Source organism: Serratia sp. AR11, from assembly GCF_056376275.1.
This window is the reverse complement of record NZ_CM150739.1, coordinates 4,152,820-4,176,386: the sequence shown is the minus strand read 5'-3', so window position 1 is coordinate 4,176,386 and position 23,567 is coordinate 4,152,820. Positions and strand designations below refer to the sequence as shown.

The window sequence follows — 23,567 nt, the reverse complement described above, 5'->3', positions numbered from 1 at the left end:
GCTATGATATTGGGATATTAATTTAAGGGATATCACGATGAAAAGAATAGCGTTTGTTATAGCAATTGCCTTTCTCTCTGGATGTGCGACTCAGGCTGTTTTTCCTGATCAGGCAAGACCAGCCCCTAAAGAGCGGATTTTTAAATATCAATCTCCAATTAAAGATGGTGCAAAACTGATTATTGTTAGAGATAGCGGAATGTTAGGTGTGGGATGTTTTGCTGGTGTATATATTGACGGTGTACGATCTGCGAGCCTCAACCCTGGCGAACGTGTAGATTTATATCTTTCTGCTGGTGAACACAATATTGCGATGAAGGGCGAAGGGAAAGTTTGTTTTGCAGATGATGTGCCAGTTGGTAGGGAATTAAGCCTAAAGCACAACCAAACAAAAGCAGTCAGGTTATTCTCAGACCCGAGTGGTAACCTTGATGTAAAACCCCTTCCATTAAATTGAAAATAAGCCACCAATAGGTGGCTTTTTTATTGGAATATTTTATGCCATTTTTAATCCCTGAAGTTAAGACCATACGTTTATATGGTGTTCTTGGCGCAACATTTGGAAGAGTTCATCGACTAGCGGTAGATAGTCCTCAAGAGGCAATTAAAGCGTTATGTACGGTTATCCCTGGATTCCAAAACTTCTTACTGAAAAGCAAGGAAATCGGTTTAACTTTTGCTGTGTTTGAGGGTAAGAATGGGCTGAGTAGAGATGATCTCATCATGCCTTCAAACGGGCGAGATATACGAATAGCACCAATAATTATCGGAAGTAAAAAAGCAGGTGTTTTCCAAACGATTTTAGGTGCAGTGATGGTTGTTGCGGGTGTTCTTATATCAGTGTTTTCTGCTGGGACAATGTCCGCGTTTGGTGCTCAGTTGGCGTGGGCTGGTGGAGCCATGATGCTTGGTGGCGTCATTCAAATGCTTTCACCTATGCAGGGCGGACTGGCTTCACGCCAAGATCCTGACAATAAGCCGTCATACGCATTCGGTGGGCCAGTTAATACCATTGCCCAGGGTAATCCAGTGCCGATTCTATATGGGAAGCGTCGCATTGGTGGCGCCATTATCTCCGCTGGCATCTATGCAGAAGACCAGCAGTAATTAGAAGCCTCTGATTTACTGAACCCGCTCCGGCGGGTTTTTTTACGCCTGGAGAAAAGTATGCACGTTATTGAAGGCCGGAAAGGTGGAAGCAGTAGCCCCAGCACACCGACAGAATCACCCGATTCTTTGCAGTCCACCTCTTACGCAAAAATACTTCTGGCGCTGGGCGAGGGAGAGTTTGCCGGTGAACTTGATGGCACCCGGATTTTTCTTGATGGCACTCCGCTAACTTCGGCTGATGGCACTGAAAACTTCCCCGGCGTGAAATGGGAATTCCGTTCAGGCACGCCACATCAGGATTACATTCCCGGCATGCCTGATGTTGAAAACGAAATTACGGTCAGCACTGAATTAACAAGCGAACGTGACTGGGTTAGAGCAGTGACCAACATTCAGCTTTCTGCGGTACGACTGCGTTTTTCTTGGGCCCAGTTGCAGCAGCAGCAAGATAACGGGGATGTAGTCGGGTACCGCATTGAATATGCGATCGACGTTGCCACTGATGGCGGAACTTATCAAGAAGCCCTGCGCACTGCCATTGATGGCAAGACCACGACCAAATATGAGCGCAGTCACCGCATCGATCTGCCGGCGGCCACAACGGGGTGGCAAGTGCGTGTCCGTCGCCTGACGCCGAACAGCACCAGTAACCGGGTAGCCGATAAAATGGTGGTTGAAGCCATTACGGAGACGATAGACGCCAAGCTGCGTTATCCGGAAACAGCATTGCTGTTTATCCAGTTCGATGCGAAACAGTTCCCCAATATTCCCCAGGTATCCAGCGAGCCAAAAGGGCGGATAGTCCGCATACCATCGAATTATAACCCTGAGACACGGGAATATACCGGGGTGTGGGACGGGACATTTAAAACAGCATGGACGAATAACCCCGCCTGGATAACCTATGACCTGATGATAAATGACCGGTTCTCTATCGGAACCCGAGTAAAGGCTGAAAACCTCGCGCTGACGAAATGGGACTTGTACCAGATTGGACAGTATTGCGATCAGTTAGTGCCGGATGGCCGGGGCGGTGACGGAAAAGAACCGCGTTTTCTGTGTGATGTTTACATCCAGTCACAAGAGGATGCTTGGAACGTACTACGCGACATCGCGTCTATTTATCGCGGCTCTACGTTCTGGGCAAACAACGGCATGAATGTCCTGGCCGACATGCCCGCCGATGTTAAATACATTTTCACCCGCGCCAACGTTAAAGATGGCAAGTTTACCTATGCCAGCGCCAGCGAGAAAACGCATTACAGCACCTGCATGGTGAGCTGGAGCGACCCGGCAAACGGTTATCAGGACGCGATAGAGCCAGTCGCAGAACAATCACTAATTCGACGTTATGGCATCAAACAAGCTGACCTGACGGCGATCGGGTGTATTCGAAAGTCTGAAGGTATCCGCCGGGGTAAATGGCTGTTACACACCAACGACAAGGATCGCCTTGTATCGTTCACCGTTGGTCTTGATGGCAAAGTACCTCTGCCGGGTTGGATTATTGCTATCGCAGATGAAATGCTGGCAGGCCGCCCGCTCGGTGGCCGTATCAGTTCCGTGGATGGCCGCAATATCAATCTTGATCGCGTTTCTTCAGCCGTTGTTGGTGAGCGATTAATACTGAACCTGCCGAGCGGAAAAGCGGAGGGCCGAACCATTGCGGCGGTAGCGGGTAAAACCGTTACGGTAACAACGGCGTATTCTGAAACACCGGTTGCCGAGGCGGTGTGGGCGGTTGACGCGTCAGATCTCGCGCTGCAGCAGTTCCGTGTGACCGGCATTAAAGAAGGCGATGACGGGGTATCGTTCGATATTACTGCAGTCGAGCATGACCCGAATAAATATCCCAAAATTGATACTGGCGCTCGAATCGAAGACCCGCCGATCAGCGTTATCCCGCCTGGTGTGCAGCCGCCGCCGAAGAATGTTCAGATAGGTGAGTCGTCAGCCATTATTCAAGGGCTGGCCGTGGCCACACTACGTGTTACATGGGATCGGGCTGAAAGTGCGATTGCCTACGAGGCCGAGTGGCGCCGGGACAACGGCAACTGGATACCTGCGCCGCGAACGTCAACGCTCGGGTTTGAGGTTTCCGGCATTTATGCTGGTCGCTATCAGGCCCGCGTGCGTGCCATTAACCCTTCTGAAATTTCCAGCGTATGGGCGAACGCGCCAGAAATGGTGCTGACCGGTAAGCAGGGAGAGCCGCCAGCGCTGGCCAGTTTTACGACGATAGGTCAGGTGTTTGGCATCGTGTTGAACTGGGAGTTTCCGCTCGGGGCAGAGGACACACAGCGTACTGAAATCTGGTATAGCCAGAACTCGGACGGCAGCAACAAAATGCACCTGGGTGATTATGCCTACCCGCAGCGTAGCCACACGATGACGGGGTTGTCCGCTGGTGTGAATTTCTGGTTCCAGGCGCGTCTGGTGGATAAGCTGGGAAATACAGGGCCGTGGACGGGTTGGACGCAAGGAACGTCGAGCGAAGACGCCAGCGAGGTACTGGACTACCTAAAAGGGAAAATCACCGAAACGGAGCTGGGACAGGAACTGCTGGGGCCGGTTGAAGATGCCGGAAAGTTGAAGGATATGTGGTCTGTCAAAGTAGGACAGACTGTTGACGGTAAGCTTTACACCGCCGGGATCGGCGTAGGCGTTGAAAATACACCGGAAGGAATGCAGAGCCAGGTACTGATATTGGCTGACAGGTTCGCCGTGCTGAATACTGCAGACGGGCAGGGTTCGGCTGTATCAGTCCCGTTCGCAATTGAAAATAACCAAGTTTTCATGAACTCGGCTTTCATCAAAGATGCATCGATAACCAATGCCAAAATTGGCGATTGGATTTCATCATCTAATTATGATTGGGTTACCGGTAAAACAGGCTGGTTGATAAATAAAAATGGTTGGGCATCTTTCGCTAATTGTGATGTTCGCGGAACAATAACGGCAACGTCAGGGGAGTTCAATAACGGAACTTTTAGTAATTGCCACATCCTTGAAAACTGCATTATCGACGGTAAGTTATCAGCCGCCAATATTGAAGGTAACCTTGTCCAAGGCAATACTTTCGGTTTCACAATTGCAAATACAAACGGCCAGAGAATAATACGCTATGAAGGCAATCCGCTAATGCCCATGCGGATTTATGGTTATGTTATGGCCGTCATGAATCGCCAGCAGAAAACAAAAGTCTACTTCAACGGTAATGAGGGCTCTGCTGTCGATGGGTTGTATATCGCAAGGAACGGAGATTCTTCAAGTAGCTATTCATATACGACTATGTTCAATTTTTCTCGCGACGTAGCTAAAGGTGAAGGGCTTGATATTAATGTACATGCAGGCGCACTAAACCAAGGCTCTGGAGAGTCGACGCAATACACGATAATGATTTGGGCCACACCGCAAAACAGTGGCTTCTCTGTTGAAAATCCATAATTGAAATAACAACCCGCTTCGGCGGGTTTTTTACTGGAGAAAATATGGCTGTTTTAATCAGCGGTAAACTCATCGGCCCGAATGGCGATCCGCGCCCCGGTGTAACCATTATGCTGACAGCGGTCAAAACGTCATCGGCAGTCGTTCACCTTGCGCCGTCCAGTTCCACCACTGGCCCAGATGGTAGTTATTCACTGTCGGTCGAAGTTGGCACGCATAACGTAATGATTGAGGCGTATGGGCGTCCATTCGAGAAAGTAGGGCAGATCACCGTTTATAGCGACTCGAAGCCAGGGACGCTTAATGATTTTCTGACCAGCCCTGGGCAAGAGGAACTAACGCCAGCGATTGTGGCAATAGTTGATGATATGCGGGCTGCCGCAGCCCTGTATGCGCAGCAAGCCAGAGAAGCGCGGGACGATGCAAAGGCATCAGCTGATGCTGCGCAGGCTGGAATTGACGCATATCCAACGCTTACGAAAGCGCAGGAGGCTGTTAACGGTGGTACAGAAACCCGAGAGTACATCTGGGTTCGCTCTACTGTTGAAGGCCATGTTTCTGACGAATACCACAACGTGAATAAAGTGCTGACACCGACAGGTGTTTTCACTACCAGCGGAAACGCTGTGGAAAAAGTGGCGAACTCACTCAGGGACGATAAGGCCGATCTCGCCGCTGCCATTCGCGATCCGAACGGTTTTTCTGAATTCGAAATCGAAAAAGGCGGTGCTTTTGGCACGACCAGAGTACGCGTTGCGACTGATGCGATAATTAACGAGGCTTTCACGATTAAAACGAACGTCGAAGGGCGTTTTATCATGATGGATCCGCAGTCGTTTGAGTTTCAGCCAGAAGACACTGCCACCGCCGATCCTGAACCACCGAAACCGCCTGAGCCGGGTAATTCCCTACTGGAAAGGGACAACCGGAACAAGTTGGCAGCGATGTTCAGAAAATCGAAGGGCATCACGTACGACATTGCCGGGGCCATCTGGGATTACTGCATCATTTTAGTTTATGGCCAGTCACTCGCGTCGGCTATGGAGGGGTGGCCAGCGTTAACAAAAGTTGCGCGTGAGATTGAAAATCTTCTGATGGTTGGCGATTCGACGCGGGGCAGTTCCCGGAGCGGCACCTATGCACCGTTGGGCGCAAACATATTCCAGCCCCTGCGAGCGGTTGTCCAGGGGACAAACGGCCTGGGGCTTTCTGATGAACAAGTGGCCGTACTGCCTGAGAAGGATACCAGTGAAGGCGAAGACAGCGCGGTCAGTGCCGTTCATCTCTGGCGGGCGTTGCAGCTGCAGCTGAATGGCATGACAGATAACCCCAACCGGAAAATCATCGTGGTCAATTGCGCGGTAGCCGGCCGTTCGGTTGAGCAACTGTCTAAAGGTGCTCCGTCCCGCCACTATGAAAACCGTGTATTGAAGGCGCTGAACAATATCAAGGCTTTGGTAGATGCGAAATCTGCAGAAGTTGGCCGTACGTTAACTTGCGGGATCGCTGGCTGCGTCTACAACGGCAACCAATGGAACTACCTGGGTACCGACGGTACCACCGACAAAAACCAGTTCAAAGCCGAACTCGGTACGCTGTTTGACGATATTGCTTCAGAAAACCCGGCAATATTTGGTGTAACTGAACGGCCATTCTTTATCACTATGCAAACGGGGGATGTTTATACCCGCGACACGACGAATCTGTCGATCGGCATGGCACATATCGAAATGCAAAATGAGCGGGACAATGTGTTTCTTGCAGGGCCGGAAGCACCAGTGCCGTCCAAACCCGGCGGGCATCGCGATCCGAACGGATACCGTTGGTTAGGCCAGCAAATCGGAAAGGTCATGCATCAGGTGGCTGACCGCCGGTTAGATTGGTTTCCTACGCTGCCGATTGGTGCAACTTTTACCGGCCGGGAAGTGCTCGCAGATCACCTAGTCTGGAATCCTCCCCTTCAGTGGCGAGAGACATTCAGCACCATTACCCCAACGATGTTTCAGAACAAAGGGTATCGCATCACGGATGCGCAAGGTGATGCTGCGATCGCGAGTGTGGAAATTGCCGCAGACACAATAACCCGGATCACCGCTCAGCGTGACCTCATAGCGCCGGTTTTTGTCTGGTATGCCGGGCAAGGTACTTATGGGGGGGATGGCAACCTTTTTGACTCCGATACTACGCGGGCGCTATACAACTACGAATATCGGGAAGGAACCGGCCAGTATGCTGCGGCGAACTTGCCAGCCTACGTGAATAAACCCTACCCACTGAACAACGCGAGCTGCGCGTACAGAATACAGGCGGTAAAAAATGACTGATTTAGTCGATCTCGGTATCACTATCGTTTCAAACAACTCCCGAGCGATCTCTCGAGCGAAGAGCGTCACAACACCGATCATGCGCGGGTTGGAATATCTCAATTTTTATTGTGGTGACACGGGAAACCTGACGAGAAATTTAGTGCGGGGTAAGCCGCCTGGGCGGGTGATCGGTAAACCGGTACCGCACGGCACCTATACCACGTTTAACAGCTCAACCAACTACATTGACAGCGGTGTAGCTCAAACTGATTCAATGACCATGATCTGCCTGGCCAGAGCACCTGACCCGAAAGAAGAAAGCGCACTGATGTCGAACTTTAACGGGACGGCACCGGGTGGTGGAACCAGTCAAGGCACGGGCATGATGTTTCGTCCTAACCAGTTTTATTACAACAATGCCGTGGTTAATGCCGACGGTTCAAAATCGTTATTCCAATCGTCATTGCCGTATAACCCAGGAACATGGGCTTTGGCTGAGTGCCGCAGCTCACCGCAACTTAATGGCGGGAATGTCTGGCTAAATCAGGATGGGGCATCGAATGCGGTGGCCTATGGACTGCCTGCCGGCGCTCGGGTGGATATTGGGGGGAATATCATGATCGGCTCGCTGGGTGGGCTTTTAGGCTCGGTCAATGGTAAGCCTTCAGATATCGGGATGGCAGCGATTTTTAGCATTGCATTAACGGCTGATGAGGTAGCGAAGTTTCGTGCGTGGGTTCGCGAAGTGCTGAAGTACCAATTCGACTGGACGCCATTCTAACTGTAATAGCAGCCGGGGGTAACCCGGCTATTTTTTATAGGGTACGGCTATATCGAAAGCGAGCGCGGCGTCTAACGCCAAGTTCTCTGTAGAGTAGGGTATTTCTGAAACCAACTCCCAGCGCCGGTTGTGGTAAGTGTACAACCAGCCCTGGCCCTCTTCATCTTCTCTAATCGCCAGCATGATCGCGCTGTTCTGATCAGGTGCTGGGAATCGTTCATTTTCGGTCAGAAAGAAGATTTGTTTAGCGCCTATTCTGAAACTAGTCATCAGATATCAGTGACCAGCCACTCATCGGCTTCTTCGAACATCTCCTCCAGCATCCTATTTAGCTTTTCTCTGTCGCTTTTGTTTGCGTCGGAGTTAAGCCCATTCGCCTGCATAGGTTTTACCCGCACCACAGCATCGGGAAAAATCCGGTGTACCCGCTTAGTCAATTCTGCTTTGATAATCTCCGCCGCGTCAGGCAAACCGTTAACATTACGTTGGTCAAAAACCAGTTCTACAAACATTTTTCCCACCAATTTTACTGTATGTATAGCCAGTATTATCGGCTTTGGTTTGTCATTAGATCAAGTAGCGGCATAGAAAAAATGGAGGGATTTGTGTTGCTGGTGGAATTTATAGTGAAAAATGAGAAGAAAAAACAGTAGCGCAATTTATAACACATAATTGTAATATGCTGATTATCAATGAAATAATATCAATGCTCGCACATATCGCAGTTGATGCATTTCTTGGTAATCAGCAGTGCCATGTCAGTTATCTTTTAATCGGTGCACACGAACAGGCGCGCAATCTATCATAAAACCCATTTTTCCGGGCGTTTTTTCACCTGTAGCAGCAGATGCGCTTAACCGGGCCGTCATAGTAACTCCGGCGGGTCGTTGGCCAACTGATCAAAATCAACCATTTCCTGACCATTGAAGACATGCCGTGTGCCTTGCGCAGTCACCGCTGCGTGTAATTGTGGTTGGGTGAGGGTAATCCCAGCCTGTTGGGCAAACAGACTGAGAAAGTCAAAGGCACTGTGCGGATCCTCAATAAGGGTCCGCTGCCGGTCGGAATCAGAAAGTACCAACAGCGGCACCTCATAATTCTGTCGATTATTGCCGCCATGGCGTAGATACAGCTTGCCGTCAATATCTCTATGAGAAAGGCCGTGATCAGAGAAATAGAATAATTTAAACGGGGAGTGTGTCGCCTGCAGCATCTGATAAGCATGCTCGATGAAACGATCCGTCTTGCGGTAGGTCGACAGGTAACAACCTAGCTCGGAATTATCGCTGGTGAAAGCCGGTGGCTCACCGCCCAGTCGTTCGCAGAAATCGGCATGCGATCCCATAATATGCAGAACATACAGGTTCCCCACACCATTATGGGCCAGTGCCGTTTGCAACAGCGGCAGCAGTTCATCGTCATCGGTATTGCGTGATTGGTAATCTCCTTTTTTCAGGAACTGATGCTCATCACTAAACATGGCTATTTTGGAGATCGGGGTATCAAATTGGCCAATCAACCCTTGGTTGGAAAACCAATAGGTATGCAGTCCTGCGGCTTTTGCCAGGGTGATAATATTATCCGCAATATGATGTGTTTTTCCGTCGCTCAATGCCAGGGTTCTTGGCAGAGATTCGAAAGTGTTCGGCGCGGTGGAAATATAATTACTGTAAAAGGTCCCGTTCACGTGATCCAGAAAAGGGGTGGTTGGCGTCGGATAACCAAATAATGACATGTAGTCCCTGCGCATGCTTTCGCCAACCACAATGACATAGTTAGCCTTGTTACTATTAGCGCCATTAAGGAGCCAACTGGGTTGGGAATGCGTACCGGCTTCAATTTCGGCCATTTGTTGGTTGTAGCTCTGGTACGAAGAAGTTAGCGATGAAAAGAAATTCACCAAATGAAGATTCCCCACTCCCCCACTGAGTATTCTGGCGAGCAGCACAACGATAAAAATCACCAAAAATGGCAATATTTTTCTAGTCGGGAGTGGCCGCTGCCAGCTATAGCGAGCAAGAATAAACAACGTGAGCAGTGTGGCGCTGGGTAACAGGTAGCAGCCGGCAGGTATGGCGTACAGAAACTCGATGGCTTCCGCCCGGTTGGTTTGAAACAGGGCCGACACCACGGAGACGGAAGGTGGGCCGTAGATCACGCCGACGGGGGCATAAATGGCACAGAATATAATATAGGGTATAACCAGGAAATATCGAGTGAGGGGGATTGCAGATAATAATAACAGGCTAAGTGAAACAAACAGGATATCAATCCCTTTGGTGCCGCCATATCCCATCGCCTTTATTAATATCAACGAAACGACAACGAAGAGCAAAAAGTGACGGGCCACGGGTGATGTTGCGAGTATGTGGGTTTTATTTAAAATTGCTGTATGTGTTTTCATAAAAACTCGATTATCAATATATTGCTGTCCATGCCTGATTAAATTCTGGGCGGAATTTAAACAATAAACGCCACGTACTCTATTTTTAGATGAGTTTTTTATATTCTGGTATTTGTGGCATGGGCATTATACGACTCAGACGAGTTTTTTCACTAACTGTTCGCTGTGTTTTATTCTATCGCGGGCATGATCAAGATCGTGTTGAATTAAGGCCATAAACAGCAGATCGGTGAGGGCATATTGAGCGGTGCTGGAAGAGATGGCCGCGCTGCGGGTGTTGGGTTCTTCGGCGATTGTATATAAGCAGTGGTCGGCACGTTGCTGCAGGCCGTTCGGTGAGAAACTGGTCAGCGCCAGTACTTTAGCACCGGCCAGGCGGGCTTCTTCCGCCGCCAGGTTGATTTCCCGTCGTTCGCCGCTGAACGAAATGGCCAACAGCAAATCCCGCTTGTCCAGCGCCTGAACCGTTGCCAACTGGACGTGCATATCCTGCTCGGCCACTGCCATCACGCCAATTTTAAGCAACTTATAGGAGAAGTCTTTGGCGACCAGGCCGGAAGCGCCAATCCCCAACAAAATAACCCTTCGCGCCTGACGCAACATTTCCAGTGCCTGATGCAGGCGTTCCTCACTATTAATGTCCAGCGTGGCGCGCAACGCTGCCTGCTTTTCTACCAACAGTTTTTCACCAACGGTTTTCAAGGCATCACTGCTGAGGATATGGTTATGTACTGTAACTACGGGGGCTGTCTGCGGTTGGGCCAGGGTCTCGCTTAGCGCCAGTTTTAGTGCCGGGAAGCCTTTGTAGCCCATCTTCTGAGCAAACTTCACCACGCTCGACTGACTGATGCCAGCCAGTTGGGCCAGCTTTTGCGAACTGAGATGGCGAGCCTGCTCGGCGTTATGCAGCAGAAAGTCCGCCAGCTTGCGATCATTTTGAGCCAGCGTTGGATACATCTGGCGAATACGAAGAAGGGTACTCATTGATATTGATATATCCCTGGAAACCAGACGCTATTCTGCCACGGTGATGGCGAAAACGCGCAGTGAAAATTTTTTGTGAGCCAGTCTCTAAAATAGCAAAAAGCGCTCGCTTTGTTGAATAAAATATTCAAATAATGGTTTAAGTTTGTGAATTAAAAATTCAAAGGTGAAAAAATGAACTTGGGCGCTTTAGTCTCTGAAACCCGCAATCCGGCCACCATGGGGCTCGACGAGATGTCGACGCTGGAGATGGTGAGCTGTTTTAACCAGGAAGACCGCAAAGTACCGGAGGCGATTGAAAAAGTATTGCCGGCCATCGCACAAGCGGTGGATCTGGCGGCCGCGGCGTTGAAGGCCGGTGGGCGGTTGATTTATCTGGGGGCCGGCACCAGCGGCCGCCTTGGGGTGTTGGATGCTTCCGAATGTCCGCCGACCTTCGGCGTGCCGCATGGCATGGTGATCGGGCTGATTGCCGGTGGCCCGGGCGCGTTGCTCAAAGCGGTGGAAGGTGCGGAGGATGATGCGGCGCTGGGCGAGGCTGACCTTGTCGCGCTGGATTTGACCGCCACCGATATGGTGGTCGGGCTGGCAGCATCCGGGCGGACACCCTACGTGATTGGTGCACTGCGCTATGCACGCCAATTGGGCTGTCCGACGGCGGCGATTTCCTGTAACCCGGATTCGCCAATCGCCCATGAGGCGCAGGTGGCGATTTCACCGGTGGTGGGGCCGGAAGCCCTGACCGGTTCGACGCGTTTGAAGTCTGGCACTGCGCAGAAACTGGTGCTGAACATGCTGTCGACCGGGGCGATGGTCAAACTGGGTAAAGTCTATGAAAACCTGATGGTAGACGTGAAGGCCACCAACGTAAAACTGGTGGATCGCGCCTGCCGCATCGTGGTGGAAGCCACCGGTGCCGAGCGCAGTCAGGCCGAAGCGGCGCTGACGCAGACCGGTTTTGAAGTCAAACCGGCAATCCTGATGATCCTGGCCGGTATCGACGCACAAGAGGCGCAGCAGCGCTTACAACAGCATGACGGCTATTTGCGCGCGGCATTGACGCGCTAAACCATACCTGGGGCGGGCGATGGACAAGACAACGGCACTGGCGACACAGATTCTGGCGGGCATTGGCGGTGAGGGGAATATCCTCCGGCTGGAGAACTGCATGACACGAGTACGTGTCGAGGTTAGCGATGAGCAACGCCTTGACCTGGCGGCGCTCAAGCAGTTACCGGGTGTTAAGGGCTATATCAAACAGGGCGAACAGCACCAGTTTATTGTTGGGCCGGGTGCCGCTGCCAAGGTGGTCGATGCCATGCGTTCACTGCTCACCGGCGCACCGGTTGCCGTGGCCAGCGGAGATGATGTCGCCCGTAACAAGGCACAAGCCAAGCAAAAGTATGCTGCGCCAATGAGCGGTGCGCTGAAAAAGTTGGCCGATGTCTTTATTCCGTTGATCCCGGCGTTCATCGCCTCCGGTCTGATTACCGGCATCATCAACCTGTTGAAACGGCCGGATATTGCCGGCGAACTGGCGCTAAATTACCCTAACGTGCTGGGACTGCTGGCAATTTTTGGCAGTGCCGTGTTCGCCATCATGAATATTCTGGTCGGGGTTAACGCCGCCAGGGTGTTTGGCGGTTCTCAGGCTATGGGCGGCGTGATGGCCGGTATCCTTTCCAGCCCGGCATTGGCGCAAATCACTTTGTTCGGTGAGGCGTTGCAGCCTGGCCGTGGCGGGGTGATTGCAGTGCTGCTGGTGGTGGCGTTGATGTGCTGGGTTGAAAAGCGGCTGCGTAATTGGCTGCCGGAGTCGATCGAGCTGATCCTCAATCCGCTGATCACCACGCTGGTGACCGCATCGTTGGCGATTGTGATCCTGCAGCCGCTGGGCGGCTATATTTCGGATGCCATCGCCCACGGCGCTAACCTGGCGATCGACAAAGGGGGCCTGCTGGTGGGAGCTGTGCTGTCTGGGCTGTTTCTGCCGTTGGTGCTGTCCGGTTTGCATCAGGGGCTGGTGCCGATCCACGTCGAGCTGGTGCAGGCACATGGTTCCAACCCACTGCTGCCGATTTTGGCGATGGCGGGTGTTGGTCAGGTCGGGGCTGCGCTGGCCGTATTAATGAAAACCCGTAACGCACGGCTGAAAAAGGTGATCAAGGGAGCGTTGCCGGTCGGTATTCTCGGCATTGGTGAGCCCTTGATTTTCGGGGTGACCTTGCCGCTGGGGAGGCCCTTTGTCGCCGCGTGTCTCGGCGGTGCCGTGGGCGGGGCGCTGATCAGCTACTGGAAGGTGGCGACGGTGATCACCTTCGGTATCTCGGGTTTACCTTTGGCGTTAACCATTGTCTCGGGTAAGGTGATGTTGTATCTGACGGGTCTGGTGATTACCATTGCCGCTGGATTTATTTTCACCTGGATAATGGGATTCAACGATCCTGAGGAGTAGCGCTTGAGCGAGAAACAGAGCCAACAGGCCGCGGAAGGCCGCCGTGTGGTGTTCTTTGATCTGGACGGCACGCTGCATCAGGAAGACATGTTTGGTAGTTTCTTGCGTTTCTTGTTGCGCCATCTGCCATTGAATCTGTTGCTGGTGGTACCGTTGTTGCCGGTTGTCGGGCTGACGCTGTTGGTGATGGGCCGTGCTGCCCGCTGGCCGATGAGCGTGCTGCTGTGGTCGATTACCTTTGGTCGCTCGGAGGCCCGCTTAAAGGCGCTGGAACAGCGTTTTGTCAGTTATTTCCGCGATAAGGTGACCGCTTTCCCGGTGGTGCAAATGCGTTTGCGCCAGTACCTCGAAGCGCATGATGCGCAGGTATGGCTGATCACCGGTTCGCCGGAGCGTCTGGTGGAGCAGGTATATCAGGACTCTGCTTTTCTGCCGCAGGTCCATCTGGTGGGCAGCCGTATTTTACGGCGTTACGGTGGTTGGGTGCTGGCTCTGCGTTGCCTGGGGGTACAGAAGGTGACCCAGTTGGAACAGCGTCTCGGCGCGCCGCTCAAGCTGTATAGCGGCTACAGCGACAGCAAGCAGGATAATCCTTTGCTGTATTTCTGCGAGCACCGCTGGCGGGTCAGTAAGCTGGGTGAGCTGCAGCAGTTGGAATAACTAAAGGGCGGATATCCGCCCTTGGTTTAATCATAAAGCTGTTGGTTAGACTGAGATACCCGGGCCTAGCGCACCGAGGGGCGCTCCGGCAGCTAAAGCTGCTACGACCCCTTCGGCACGCTCTCCCTAATAACTGGCTTTAACGAAGTATAAGGGCGGATATCCGCCCTTTTGCTATTTTGGATAATTACATTGCCGCGCGGAAGATGGCGACGATCTGTTCGTGGGTGGCTTGTATCGGGTTGGTGAAACCGCAGGCATCTTTCAGCGCGGTGGTCGCCAGCGTATCGAAATCCTGTTCTTTCACTTTTAAATCGAGCAGCCCAGCCGGGATGCCGACGTCTTTTGCCAGCAAACGAATGGCGGCGATACAGGCAGCAGCGCCCTGTGGGTCGTTAAGATGTTTCACATCCAGCCCCATGGCGACGGCGACGTCTTTCAACCGTGGCGCGCAAACGCGGGCGTTGAACTCCTGCACGTGCGGCAGCAGCACCGCGTTACATACCCCATGCGGCAGATCGTAGAAACCGCCGAGTTGGTGCGCCATGGCGTGCACATAACCGAGAGAAGCGTTGTTGAAGGCCATTCCGGCCAGGAACTGGGCGTAAGCCATGTTTTCACGTGCCTGCATATTGCTGCCGTCGGCGACCGCGTCGCGCAGCGATTCGGCAATCATGGTGACGGCTTTCAGCGCACAGGCATCGGTAATCGGGTTGGCGGCGCTGGAAACATAGGCCTCAATCGCGTGGGTTAATGCATCCATCCCGGTGGCGGCGGTCAGGCCTTTCGGCATACCGGCCATCAGGTGCGGGTCGTTGACCGACAGGATTGGGGTGACGTGCTTGTCGACAATCGCCATTTTGATGTGGCGTGCTTCATCGGTGATGATGCAAAAACGGGTCATTTCAGAGGCGGTGCCGGCGGTGGTGTTGATGGCAATCATCGGCAACTGCGGTTTGGCGGAGCGATCGACACCTTCATAATCCTTGATCTCTCCGCCGTTGGTCGCAACCAGCGCGATGCCTTTGGCGCAGTCGTGCGGTGAGCCGCCGCCAAGAGAAACTACGCAGTCACAGTGGTGTTCTTGCAGCAGGGCCAGGCCCTGTTTCACGTTAAGGGTAGTTGGGTTAGGGTGAGTACCGTCATAAACGCAGCTTTCGATCTGTTGTACGGCGAGTAACTGTTGAACCTGGGCGACCACGCCGATGTTATTCAACACTTTGTCGGTCACGATCAATGCGTGGCGCAATCCCTGTTGTTTCATGGTCTTTGCCGCTTCGTCCAGACAGCCGGAACCAATCATATTGACGGAAGGGATAAAGAAAGTTGAGGCAGCCATAAGTCACTCCTTGATAAAAGCTTTATTGCTTGCCTCAAACATTACTACGCTAATTATTAAGCGTTTATGATCTATCGCAATTTCGCGGTATACCCGTTGTCTTTTAAACCACCCTGTTGTTAGCTGCGCTGCAGACGTGGCCTGATGTTAATCATCGGTCAGGTCGTGCGGTTTGCGGCCCAGTTGCCATATTTTTTCAGCGTAGTGGCCTAATGCCCACAGGCTCAGACCGAGCAGCACAAAGAAAATCGCCTTTGGCATCGCACCCCAGAAAAACTCGAAAAAGCGGGTATAGAGGTTAATGCCAAGGAAAGTCAGGCCGAACCCGCGCAGCATGCCGTCGTCACGTTTTAGCCCCAGCCAAATGCAGCCGACGGCGACCAGGCCGAACAACAGGCTCCAGTGCAACAGTTCTATTTGACGAGCGTTGTACCAATTGTCGAGGTCACCATAGTTGCCAAAGATTGACAGCAGCCACAGGGCAATAAACAGATACAACAAGCCCATCGCCAGGGAAACTCGTTCCAGCCCGCGACTGGCGAGCAGCGGTCGTAACAGCAAAGCCGCGGCGATCAGGACCAACCCGAAGGCAATAAAGCGCATCGGGAAACTCATGCCCAGCCAATAAGCTCCCCAGCCGGACATATAACCGGTTTCGGCACCGAAGGCGTTGCCGAGTGACAGCAGGGCAAACCACCACACCAGCCCGGAGCGGCTGAACCAGCCGATCACGCCATACAATAGGGCGGCGAATATCAGCAGCAGTGAAACCCGGCCGCTGCCGTTATCCAGCCAGACGCCCATCTGCCACAGGGCACAGGCGGTAAACAGCACGGCAACGAACAGCGCCGCCTCATTACCGTAGCGTTTTTCCGGATGGCGACGACGACGGCGTAGCGCCCAGATATAGCAAAGTGCGGCTACTACGGTAGCGATAGTCATGCGCACCGGGGCATCGAAGCGGAACAATTCGCTCAAGCGGTAAAGCAGCTCGCTGTCGGCGAACAGGCTGCTGATGGCTATCACCAGCGAAGCCAGCGCCGCGAGAAATGCATAACGCGCCAGTCGTCGCCAGTCGAAGGGCTGCACTTCTACATGCTGCAGCAGCTGTTGCTGTTGTTGCGGGGTCAGCGCGCCTTCACCCACCCAACCGTCCAACGCCTTGCGCACCACGGCGGCATTTTTTTTGCTGAATTTCATGTTTCCTGTCCCTGAAAAGCACCGTTATTCGGCCAGTATAGTCGAGTGGCTGCGACAAAAGGGGCTACTGTGTATAATGCCCGCCGCAAAGTGCACGAGGAATGATGCAATGACTGAATATAACGATGAATACTGGATGCGTCAGGCATTGCGGTTGGCCCTGCGTGCGCAGGAAGAGGGTGAAGTGCCGGTAGGGGCATTGCTGGTGCTGGATAATCAGGTGATTGGCGAAGGCTGGAACCGGCCGATTGGCCGCCACGATCCGACGGCGCATGCGGAAATCATGGCTTTGCGGCAGGGCGGGGCGGTGCTACAGAACTACCGTCTGCTGAATGCTACCCTATACGTGACTCTGGAACCCTGCGTGATGTGTGCAGGCGCTATGGTGCACAGCCGTATTCGTCGGTTGGTGTACGGCGCGGCCGATGTTAAAACCGGTGCGGCAGGGTCGCTGGTGGATATTTTGCGCCACCCCGGCATGAATCATCAGGTGGAGATCCTGTCCGGCGTGCTGGCCGAGGAGTGCGCCGCTACGCTGAGCAACTTTTTCCGCATGCGTCGTGAGCAGCAAAAGGCGTTGAAACAAGCGCAGCGTACCGATGTAGATAACAAGCCGGAATAATCAGAAATTCAGTGCCAGTTCCGGCGTAACGGCCGGATAACCTTTCCCCAGGTCAGCCTGTTCGGCCGCTTCCTGTGCCGCCTTTCTCTCTTTTTCCTGCAAATAACCCACCAGGCTGACCTGATAGCGGCGAATGTTTTCCACGTAGTTATAGGCTTCGCGCCCACGCGCATAGCCGTAGGTTAATTGCGGGTAATAGCGTTTCTGGCTGAGCATTGGCAGACGCTGTTTGACGTCGACCCAGCTGTCCGGATTGCCTTTTTGCATTTTGGTCAGTTTGCGGGCATCGAGCATATGGCCCCAGCCCATATTATAGGCTGCCAGTGAGAACCAGATACGTTCATCTTCCGGCACGCTGTCGGGCACCTTGGCCATTAGCCTTTGCAGGTAGAGGGCACCGCCCTGAATACTTTCCTCGGGATCGAGACGATCGTTAACCCCCAGACCGTCGGCGGTGGCTCGTGTCAGCATCATCAGGCCACGCACGCCGGTCGGTGAGGTTGCCTGCGGGTTCCAGTGCGATTCCTGATAGGCAATGGCCGCCAGCAGTTTCCAGTCGATCTCGCTGGCGTACTTTTCAAATAGCGAACGGAAAGTCGGCAGCACCGAATCGATGGCGGACAGGAAGGTTTTGGTATCGACGTAATCGAAACTGCCTACGTGGCCGAGGTACTTCTCTTCCAGCCGCGCCAGCGTGCCGTCATCCACCATCTGGCTGTAGAAGTCCAGCATTGCCGCATACAGACTGTCGTCGGTGCCACGTTTCAGATACCAGGTGACCGGTTCTTCATCGGTGACGTCGAACGCCACTGCCAATTGCGGGTGGATGCGTTGCAACAGCGCGATGGTGACGGAATCGCCGAGGGTGTAATCCAGCTTGCCGTCGGCCACCTGCTCGAGCAGCTCTTTGGAGGTGAGATCGCTGGAGGCTTCCCAACTGAGATCCGGGAATTTACTTTGCTTGAGCTGTTTCAGGGTGCTGACGTGTGCCGAACCGGAGGCCACCGCCAGTTTGCCTTTAATATCAGCAAAGGTTTTCGGTCTAGCCGTACCCAGGCGATAAACCAACTGTTGGGAAACGGAATAATAAGCCGGGCCAGTGCGCGCGCGGCTGAGGCGATCCTGATTGTAGATCAGACCGGCGGCCAACAGGTCGGCATCGTCATCGTCCAAATCGTCAAACAGGTCATTAATGTTCTTGTGCGGGATCACCACCAGTTTCACGCCCAGGTAGTTGGCGAAGCGTTTTGCCAACTCGTAGTCGAGACCACTCGGCCCCTGCTTGGTGGTGAAATAGGTCAACGGCGAGTTTAGCGTACTGATACGCAACTCTCCGCGCGATTTGATCTCTTCGAGTTGCCCGCCCTGACCGCCGCGCCAGGTAATATTGGGCCACAGGGCGAGCGCCAGAAGCAAGGTAACAACACCGATTAGAATGTAGTTTATTTTAAGGCGTTTCAAATAGTTATCCAGTGGTGGCACACATGCACTGCCGACGGCTGACCAGTCTTTTCTTATGGTTAAATCAACAGTGCCGGGGCATTTTGCGCAACAAAACGCCAGCGCGCAACTTTATTGACACGTTATGACAATTCGAGGGGGCGGAGAGCTTTTATCAATAATAGCTACGCAAACGGTTTCGTCGGCGGCGTAGATTCTCTATAATGGCGCGCGTTTTCCCCCTGTTGCGCCCAATGAAGTGCTGAAGTCAGTTGCTTCGAAGACGAGAGAACTTTGATTATGGAAATACTGCGTGGTTCGCCCGCTTTGTCGGCTTTTCGTGTTACCAAACTGCTGTCCCGCTGCCAGGACGCTCAACTTCCGGTCAGTGATATCTACGCCGAGTACGTCCACTTTGCTGATGTTAGCGCACCGTTAAATACCGAAGAGCACGCCAAGCTCGCGCGCCTGCTCAAGTACGGCCCCTCTCTCGCCGAACATGCCCCTGAAGGCCGCCTGCTGTTGGTGACGCCGCGTCCGGGTACCCTTTCTCCGTGGTCTTCCAAAGCCAGCGATATCGCCCATAACTGCGGTTTGAAGCAGGTGCTGCGGCTGGAGCGCGGTCTGGCGTTCTACGTCAAGGCAGAGGCGCTGACCGAAGTCCAATGGCAGCAGCTTGCCACCTTGTTGCACGACCGCATGATGGAAACCGTCTTCAGCAGCCTGCAACAGGCGGAGCAACTGTTCGCTCAGCATCAGCCGGCACCTTACCAGAGGGTCGATATGCTGGGGGAAGGGCGCAGCGCGCTGGAGCAGGCTAACCTCAAGCTGGGCCTGGCTCTGGCCGAAGACGAAATCGACTATCTGCTGAATGCCTTTACCGGTCTGGGGCGCAACCCGACGGATATCGAACTCTACATGTTCGCGCAGGCCAACTCCGAGCACTGCCGCCATAAAATTTTCAATGCCGATTGGATCATCGACGGCGAACAGCAACCGAAGTCGCTGTTCAAAATGATCAAAAATACCTTCGAACAGACGCCGGATTACGTGTTGTCGGCATATAAAGACAACGCGGCCGTGATGGAAGGCTCGCAGGTCGGTCGGTTCTTCGCCGCACCGGAAAGCGGCCAGTATGACTACCATCAGGAAGCCGCTCATATCCTGATGAAGGTGGAAACTCATAACCACCCAACGGCGATCTCCCCATGGCCGGGTGCGGCTACCGGCTCCGGCGGCGAGATCCGTGACGAAGGCGCGACTGGCCGCGGTGCCAAACCCAAGGCCGGTCTGGTGGGCTTCTCGGTTTCCAACCTGCGTATTCCCGGTTTTGAACAGCCATGGGAGCAGGATTTCGGCAAGCCAGACCGCATTGTGGCGGCACTGGACATCATGACCGACGGCCCATTGGGCGGTGCGGCGTTCAATAACGAATTCGGCCGTCCGGCGCTGGTGGGGTATTTCCGTACCTATGAAGAGCAGGTCAACAGCCATAACGGCGTGGAACTGCGTGGCTACCACAAGCCGATCATGCTGGCGGGCGGTATCGGTAACATCCGTGCCGACCACGTACAAAAAGCTGAAATCACCGTCGGTGCCAAACTGGTGGTGCTGGGTGGCCCGGCAATGAATATCGGCCTGGGCGGCGGCGCGGCATCATCCATGGCCTCTGGCCAGTCTGATGCCGATCTGGATTTCGCTTCGGTACAGCGCGACAACCCGGAAATGGAACGTCGTTGCCAGGAAGTGATCGACCGCTGCTGGCAGTTGGGCGAACAAAACCCGATTCTGTTTATCCACGATGTCGGTGCCGGTGGCTTGTCCAACGCCATGCCTGAACTGGTCAGCGACGGTGGCCGCGGTGGTCGTTTCGAACTGCGTGATATTCTGAACGATGAGCCGGGCATGAGTCCGCTGGAAGTCTGGTGTAACGAATCGCAGGAACGCTATGTGATGGCGATTGCACCGGCGCAGATGGCGCAGTTTGACGAGATTTGCCGCCGTGAGCGTGCGCCTTATGCGGTGATCGGTGAAGCCACCGAAGAACAACATTTGACGCTGAACGACAGCCATTTCGACAACCAACCAATCGACATGCCGCTGGACGTGCTGTTGGGCAAAACGCCGAAGATGACGCGTGACGTGACTCGTCTGCAGGCCAAAGGCCAGCCGCTGCAGCGTGACGAGATCACCCTGAATGATGCGGTCAACCGCGTACTGCATCTGCCGGCGGTTGCAGAGAAAACCTTCCTGATCACCATTGGCGACCGTACCGTGACCGGTATGGTGGCACGCGATCAGATGGTCGGCCCGTGGCAGATCCCGGTGGCCGACTGTGCGGTTACCACCGCCAGCCTGGACAGCTATTACGGTGAAGCGATGTCGATCGGCGAACGTGCGCCGGTAGCCCTGCTGGACTTCGCTGCCTCTGGCCGCCTGGCGGTCGGGGAAGCGCTGACCAACCTGGCCGCGACCGAAATCGGTTCGCTCAAGCGCGTGAAGCTTTCCGCTAACTGGATGGCGGCAGCCGGTCACCCGGGTGAAGACGCCGGTCTTTATGAAGCGGTGAAAGCGGTGGGCGAAGAACTTTGTCCGGCGCTGGGTATCACTATTCCAGTGGGCAAAGACTCGATGTCGATGAAAACCCGCTGGCAGGAAGGCAACGAACAGCGCGAAATGACCTCGCCGCTGTCACTGGTGATCACCGGTTTTGCTCGTGTAGAAGATGTCCGCCACACCGTGACGCCACAACTGCGTACCGATAAGGGTGACAGCGCACTGCTGCTGATCGACCTGGGTAACGGCCATAACGCGCTGGGTGCCACTGCGCTGGCGCAGGTTTATCGTCAACTGGGCGACAAACCGGCCGACGTGCGCAACGTTGAGCAGTTGGCGGGCTTCTTTAACGCCATGCAGCAGTTGGTGGCCGATCGCGCGCTGCTGGCTTACCACGACCGTTCCGACGGCGGCCTGTTGGTCACGTTGGCGGAAATGGCGTTTGCCGGCCACTGCGGCGTGCAGGTGGATATCAAAGCGCTGGGCGACGATGCGCTGGCTGCGCTGTTCAACGAAGAGTTGGGCGCGGTGATCCAGGTTACGGCTGACCAGCTTGCAGCGGTACAGCAGGTATTTGCTCAGCACGGCCTGACGGACAATGTTCATCACATCGGCAACGTGCAGGCCGGCGATCGCTTTGTGATCACACAGGGCGATAAAACGGTATACAGCGAAAGCCGCGCCACGCTGCGCACCTGGTGGGCGGAAACTACCTGGCAGATGCAGCGCCTGCGTGATAACCCGGAATGTGCCGATCAGGAACACCAGGCCAAACAGGATGAGCGCGATCCTGGTCTGAACGTCAAACTGAGCTTTGCTCCGGAAGAAGACATTGCTGCGCCGTACATCGCCAAGGGCGCACGTCCTAAAGTGGCGGTACTGCGCGAGCAGGGGGTTAACTCTCACGTTGAGATGGCGGCAGCATTCCATCGCGCCGGTTTTGATGCGGTAGACGTGCATATGAGCGATTTGCTGGAAGGCCGTCGCGACCTGCAGGACTTCCATACGCTGGTGGCCTGCGGCGGTTTCTCGTACGGTGACGTACTGGGCGCCGGTGAAGGCTGGGCGAAGTCGATTCTGTTCAACGATCGCGTCCGTGACGAGTTCGAATCCTTCTTCCACCGTCCGCAGACCCTGGCGTTGGGCGTGTGTAACGGTTGCCAGATGATGTCGAACCTGCGCGACCTGATCCCAGGGGCTGAACATTGGCCGCGTTTCGTACGCAATTTGTCAGACCGTTTTGAAGCGCGTTTTAGCCTGGTGGAAGTGGCGGCCAGTCCGTCGCTGTTCATGCAGGGTATGGCGGGTTCACGCATGCCGATCGCTGTCTCGCACGGTGAAGGGTACGTCGAGGTGCGCGATGCTGCACATCTGGCGGCTCTGGAGCACCATAACCTGGTGGCGTTGCGCTTTGTCGATAATGCCGGTCAGGTCACGGAAACCTACCCAGCCAACCCGAACGGTTCACCGAACGGGATCACCGCAGTGACCAGCAGCAATGGCCGCGCGACGGTGATGATGCCGCATCCGGAGCGGGTATTCCGCACCGTCAGCAACTCGTGGCATCCGGAAGAGTGGGGCGAAGACAGCCCGTGGATGCGTATGTTCCGCAACGCCCGTAAGCAACTGGGTTAAGCGAGCATTTAGCGGTAGCCTGAGGGGCGCAAGAGATTGCGCCCCTTTTTATTGCGCTGCCTGCTGAGGGTTGTCGGTATTTTGCGACAGGGGCTATTTTAACTGTCTCTAAAAAGAGACACATAACTCATTGATTTGTAATGGTGTAAAATTAATTGGCTTAAGTTGTCGGTTTTTGGCGACAGGGTGGCGTTTTTTTCTTCGCCGGATACGCGGTTAATTTGTGTATTTTGACAGTTAATTAATTTTTTATTCATAAATATCAATTGATTAAAAATAACTTGAAAAGTTGGCACGCTAAGTGCATTATTCTGCCCAGTTGCTCATTCAACTATTTATGACGGCCCCGTATTTAGACGGAATTGTTGCCTCATAAGCCTCCGAATGATGCCAAAGAAATGGTGCCTATCGTCCAACCAAACCGATAACAGACGCGCAAGCGCTTTATCAAGCATCGGGCGACACGTGGAGTGAGGCACCGCCTGTATCCAACTGTGATGAGTGTTCATCAATCCCGGATACGTACGGATGCTATTCGTCCTGTTCGATGCCAGCCATGTGCTACATCACCCTGGGGACGAGATTCAAGGGCATCCACACATTCTTGCGATGGGGCAGCTCTGCCCCA

The 23,567-nt window shown here is 53.8% G+C and carries 17 protein-coding genes; 10 read left to right on the top strand and 7 right to left on the bottom strand.

Going from position 1 to position 23,567, the window contains the following annotated elements; translation table 11 throughout:
- Positions 1–37 precede the first annotated feature (37 nt).
- The 5 genes from ACSOSI_RS19590 to ACSOSI_RS19570 are packed head-to-tail and all read left to right on the top strand — an operon-like array spanning position 38 to position 7,644.
- A complete protein-coding gene (locus ACSOSI_RS19590; RefSeq protein WP_476705985.1) occupies positions 38–457 on the top strand; it encodes a hypothetical protein in 420 nt (139 codons plus the stop codon).
- Between the two features lie 41 nt (positions 458–498).
- Positions 499–1,107 carry a tail assembly protein gene (locus tag ACSOSI_RS19585; protein WP_115184520.1) on the top strand — a complete coding sequence of 203 codons (609 nt, stop codon included), beginning with the start codon at positions 499–501 and terminating at the stop codon, positions 1,105–1,107.
- Between the two features lie 60 nt (positions 1,108–1,167).
- Complete coding sequence (locus tag ACSOSI_RS19580; protein ID WP_476705984.1) at positions 1,168–4,557, top strand: TipJ family phage tail tip protein; 3,390 nt, start codon at positions 1,168–1,170, stop codon at positions 4,555–4,557.
- A 44-nt stretch (positions 4,558–4,601) separates the two neighbouring features.
- The gene (locus ACSOSI_RS19575) at positions 4,602–6,881 is read left to right on the top strand and encodes a prophage tail fiber N-terminal domain-containing protein (RefSeq protein WP_262243976.1); all 2,280 of its coding nucleotides are present in this window, start codon (positions 4,602–4,604) and stop codon (positions 6,879–6,881) included.
- The gene (locus ACSOSI_RS19570) at positions 6,874–7,644 is read left to right on the top strand and encodes a hypothetical protein (RefSeq protein WP_476705983.1); all 771 of its coding nucleotides are present in this window, start codon (positions 6,874–6,876) and stop codon (positions 7,642–7,644) included. The genes ACSOSI_RS19575 and ACSOSI_RS19570 overlap by 8 nt, the downstream gene beginning before the upstream one ends.
- A 27-nt stretch (positions 7,645–7,671) precedes the next feature.
- Here the strand turns inward: ACSOSI_RS19570 and ACSOSI_RS19565 are convergent, their stop codons facing one another.
- The 4 genes from ACSOSI_RS19565 to ACSOSI_RS19550 form a co-directional block, all read right to left on the bottom strand.
- Positions 7,672–7,914: a hypothetical protein gene (locus ACSOSI_RS19565; RefSeq protein WP_476705982.1), complete on the bottom strand. Its 243-nt coding sequence runs from the start codon at positions 7,912–7,914 to the stop codon at positions 7,672–7,674.
- Complete coding sequence (locus tag ACSOSI_RS19560; protein WP_041417111.1) at positions 7,914–8,156, bottom strand: DinI family protein; 243 nt, start codon at positions 8,154–8,156, stop codon at positions 7,914–7,916. Before ACSOSI_RS19560 ends, ACSOSI_RS19565 begins: the two co-directional genes overlap by 1 nt.
- Before the next feature lie 353 nt (positions 8,157–8,509).
- Positions 8,510–10,048, bottom strand: coding sequence for a phosphoethanolamine transferase family protein (locus ACSOSI_RS19555; protein ID WP_476705981.1), 1,539 nt, complete (start codon positions 10,046–10,048; stop codon positions 8,510–8,512).
- A 135-nt stretch (positions 10,049–10,183) separates the two neighbouring features.
- Positions 10,184–11,032, bottom strand: a complete 849-nt coding sequence (locus ACSOSI_RS19550; RefSeq protein ID WP_476705980.1) for a MurR/RpiR family transcriptional regulator — start codon at positions 11,030–11,032, stop codon at positions 10,184–10,186.
- Positions 11,033–11,206: 174 nt separating this feature from the next.
- Between ACSOSI_RS19550 and murQ the strand changes: the two genes are divergently transcribed.
- From murQ to yfhb, 3 genes are read left to right on the top strand one after another with little or no spacing between them, the layout of a single operon-like run.
- On the top strand, positions 11,207–12,100 hold the full coding sequence (gene murQ / locus ACSOSI_RS19545; RefSeq protein WP_115184002.1) for an N-acetylmuramic acid 6-phosphate etherase: 894 nt from the start codon (positions 11,207–11,209) through the stop codon (positions 12,098–12,100).
- Positions 12,101–12,119: 19 nt separating this feature from the next.
- On the top strand, positions 12,120–13,487 hold the full coding sequence (locus ACSOSI_RS19540) for a PTS transporter subunit EIIC (RefSeq protein ID WP_135345062.1): 1,368 nt from the start codon (positions 12,120–12,122) through the stop codon (positions 13,485–13,487).
- A gap of 3 nt (positions 13,488–13,490) precedes the next feature.
- A complete protein-coding gene (gene yfhb, locus ACSOSI_RS19535) occupies positions 13,491–14,147 on the top strand; it encodes a phosphatidylglycerophosphatase C (protein WP_115184004.1) in 657 nt (218 codons plus the stop codon).
- A 187-nt stretch (positions 14,148–14,334) separates the two neighbouring features.
- Here yfhb and yiaY read toward each other — a convergent pair whose 3' ends face one another.
- Both yiaY and ACSOSI_RS19525 read right to left on the bottom strand, forming a co-directional pair.
- Positions 14,335–15,486, bottom strand: a complete 1,152-nt coding sequence (gene yiaY / locus ACSOSI_RS19530; protein ID WP_476705979.1) for an L-threonine dehydrogenase — start codon at positions 15,484–15,486, stop codon at positions 14,335–14,337.
- Between the two features lie 147 nt (positions 15,487–15,633).
- A complete protein-coding gene (locus tag ACSOSI_RS19525) occupies positions 15,634–16,686 on the bottom strand; it encodes a DUF2157 domain-containing protein (RefSeq protein WP_476705978.1) in 1,053 nt (350 codons plus the stop codon).
- A gap of 76 nt (positions 16,687–16,762) precedes the next feature.
- On the opposite strand from ACSOSI_RS19525, the gene tadA reads away from it, so the two are divergent.
- On the top strand, positions 16,763–17,308 hold the full coding sequence (gene tadA / locus ACSOSI_RS19520) for a tRNA adenosine(34) deaminase TadA (protein ID WP_375189166.1): 546 nt from the start codon (positions 16,763–16,765) through the stop codon (positions 17,306–17,308).
- On the opposite strand, the gene mltF is transcribed toward tadA, so the two are convergent.
- Positions 17,309–18,769, bottom strand: a complete 1,461-nt coding sequence (mltF, locus tag ACSOSI_RS19515; protein ID WP_026142494.1) for a membrane-bound lytic murein transglycosylase MltF — start codon at positions 18,767–18,769, stop codon at positions 17,309–17,311.
- A gap of 279 nt (positions 18,770–19,048) precedes the next feature.
- Here mltF and purL point away from each other — a divergent pair, with 279 nt between their 5' ends.
- Positions 19,049–22,939, top strand: coding sequence for a phosphoribosylformylglycinamidine synthase (purL, locus tag ACSOSI_RS19510; RefSeq protein ID WP_476705977.1), 3,891 nt, complete (start codon positions 19,049–19,051; stop codon positions 22,937–22,939).
- Positions 22,940–23,567 lie beyond the last annotated feature (628 nt).

Excerpts from the sequence above, each read along its gene's own strand:
- ACSOSI_RS19560 (WP_041417111.1), bottom strand. The coding sequence starts at position 8,156 with ATGTTTGTAGAACTGGTTTTTGACCAACGTAATGTTAACGGTTTGCCT.
- murQ (WP_115184002.1), top strand. The coding sequence starts at position 11,207 with ATGAACTTGGGCGCTTTAGTCTCTGAAACCCGCAATCCGGCCACCATG.
- purL (WP_476705977.1), top strand. The coding sequence starts at position 19,049 with ATGGAAATACTGCGTGGTTCGCCCGCTTTGTCGGCTTTTCGTGTTACC.
- ACSOSI_RS19550 (WP_476705980.1), bottom strand. The coding sequence starts at position 11,032 with ATGAGTACCCTTCTTCGTATTCGCCAGATGTATCCAACGCTGGCTCAA.
- ACSOSI_RS19565 (WP_476705982.1), bottom strand. The coding sequence starts at position 7,914 with ATGACTAGTTTCAGAATAGGCGCTAAACAAATCTTCTTTCTGACCGAA.
- ACSOSI_RS19540 (WP_135345062.1), top strand. The coding sequence starts at position 12,120 with ATGGACAAGACAACGGCACTGGCGACACAGATTCTGGCGGGCATTGGC.
- ACSOSI_RS19575 (WP_262243976.1), top strand. The coding sequence starts at position 4,602 with ATGGCTGTTTTAATCAGCGGTAAACTCATCGGCCCGAATGGCGATCCG.
- ACSOSI_RS19525 (WP_476705978.1), bottom strand. The coding sequence starts at position 16,686 with ATGAAATTCAGCAAAAAAAATGCCGCCGTGGTGCGCAAGGCGTTGGAC.
- ACSOSI_RS19585 (WP_115184520.1), top strand. The coding sequence starts at position 499 with ATGCCATTTTTAATCCCTGAAGTTAAGACCATACGTTTATATGGTGTT.
- yiaY (WP_476705979.1), bottom strand. The coding sequence starts at position 15,486 with ATGGCTGCCTCAACTTTCTTTATCCCTTCCGTCAATATGATTGGTTCC.
- ACSOSI_RS19555 (WP_476705981.1), bottom strand. The coding sequence starts at position 10,048 with ATGAAAACACATACAGCAATTTTAAATAAAACCCACATACTCGCAACA.
- ACSOSI_RS19570 (WP_476705983.1), top strand. The coding sequence starts at position 6,874 with ATGACTGATTTAGTCGATCTCGGTATCACTATCGTTTCAAACAACTCC.
- ACSOSI_RS19580 (WP_476705984.1), top strand. The coding sequence starts at position 1,168 with ATGCACGTTATTGAAGGCCGGAAAGGTGGAAGCAGTAGCCCCAGCACA.
- ACSOSI_RS19590 (WP_476705985.1), top strand. The coding sequence starts at position 38 with ATGAAAAGAATAGCGTTTGTTATAGCAATTGCCTTTCTCTCTGGATGT.
- tadA (WP_375189166.1), top strand. The coding sequence starts at position 16,763 with ATGCCCGCCGCAAAGTGCACGAGGAATGATGCAATGACTGAATATAAC.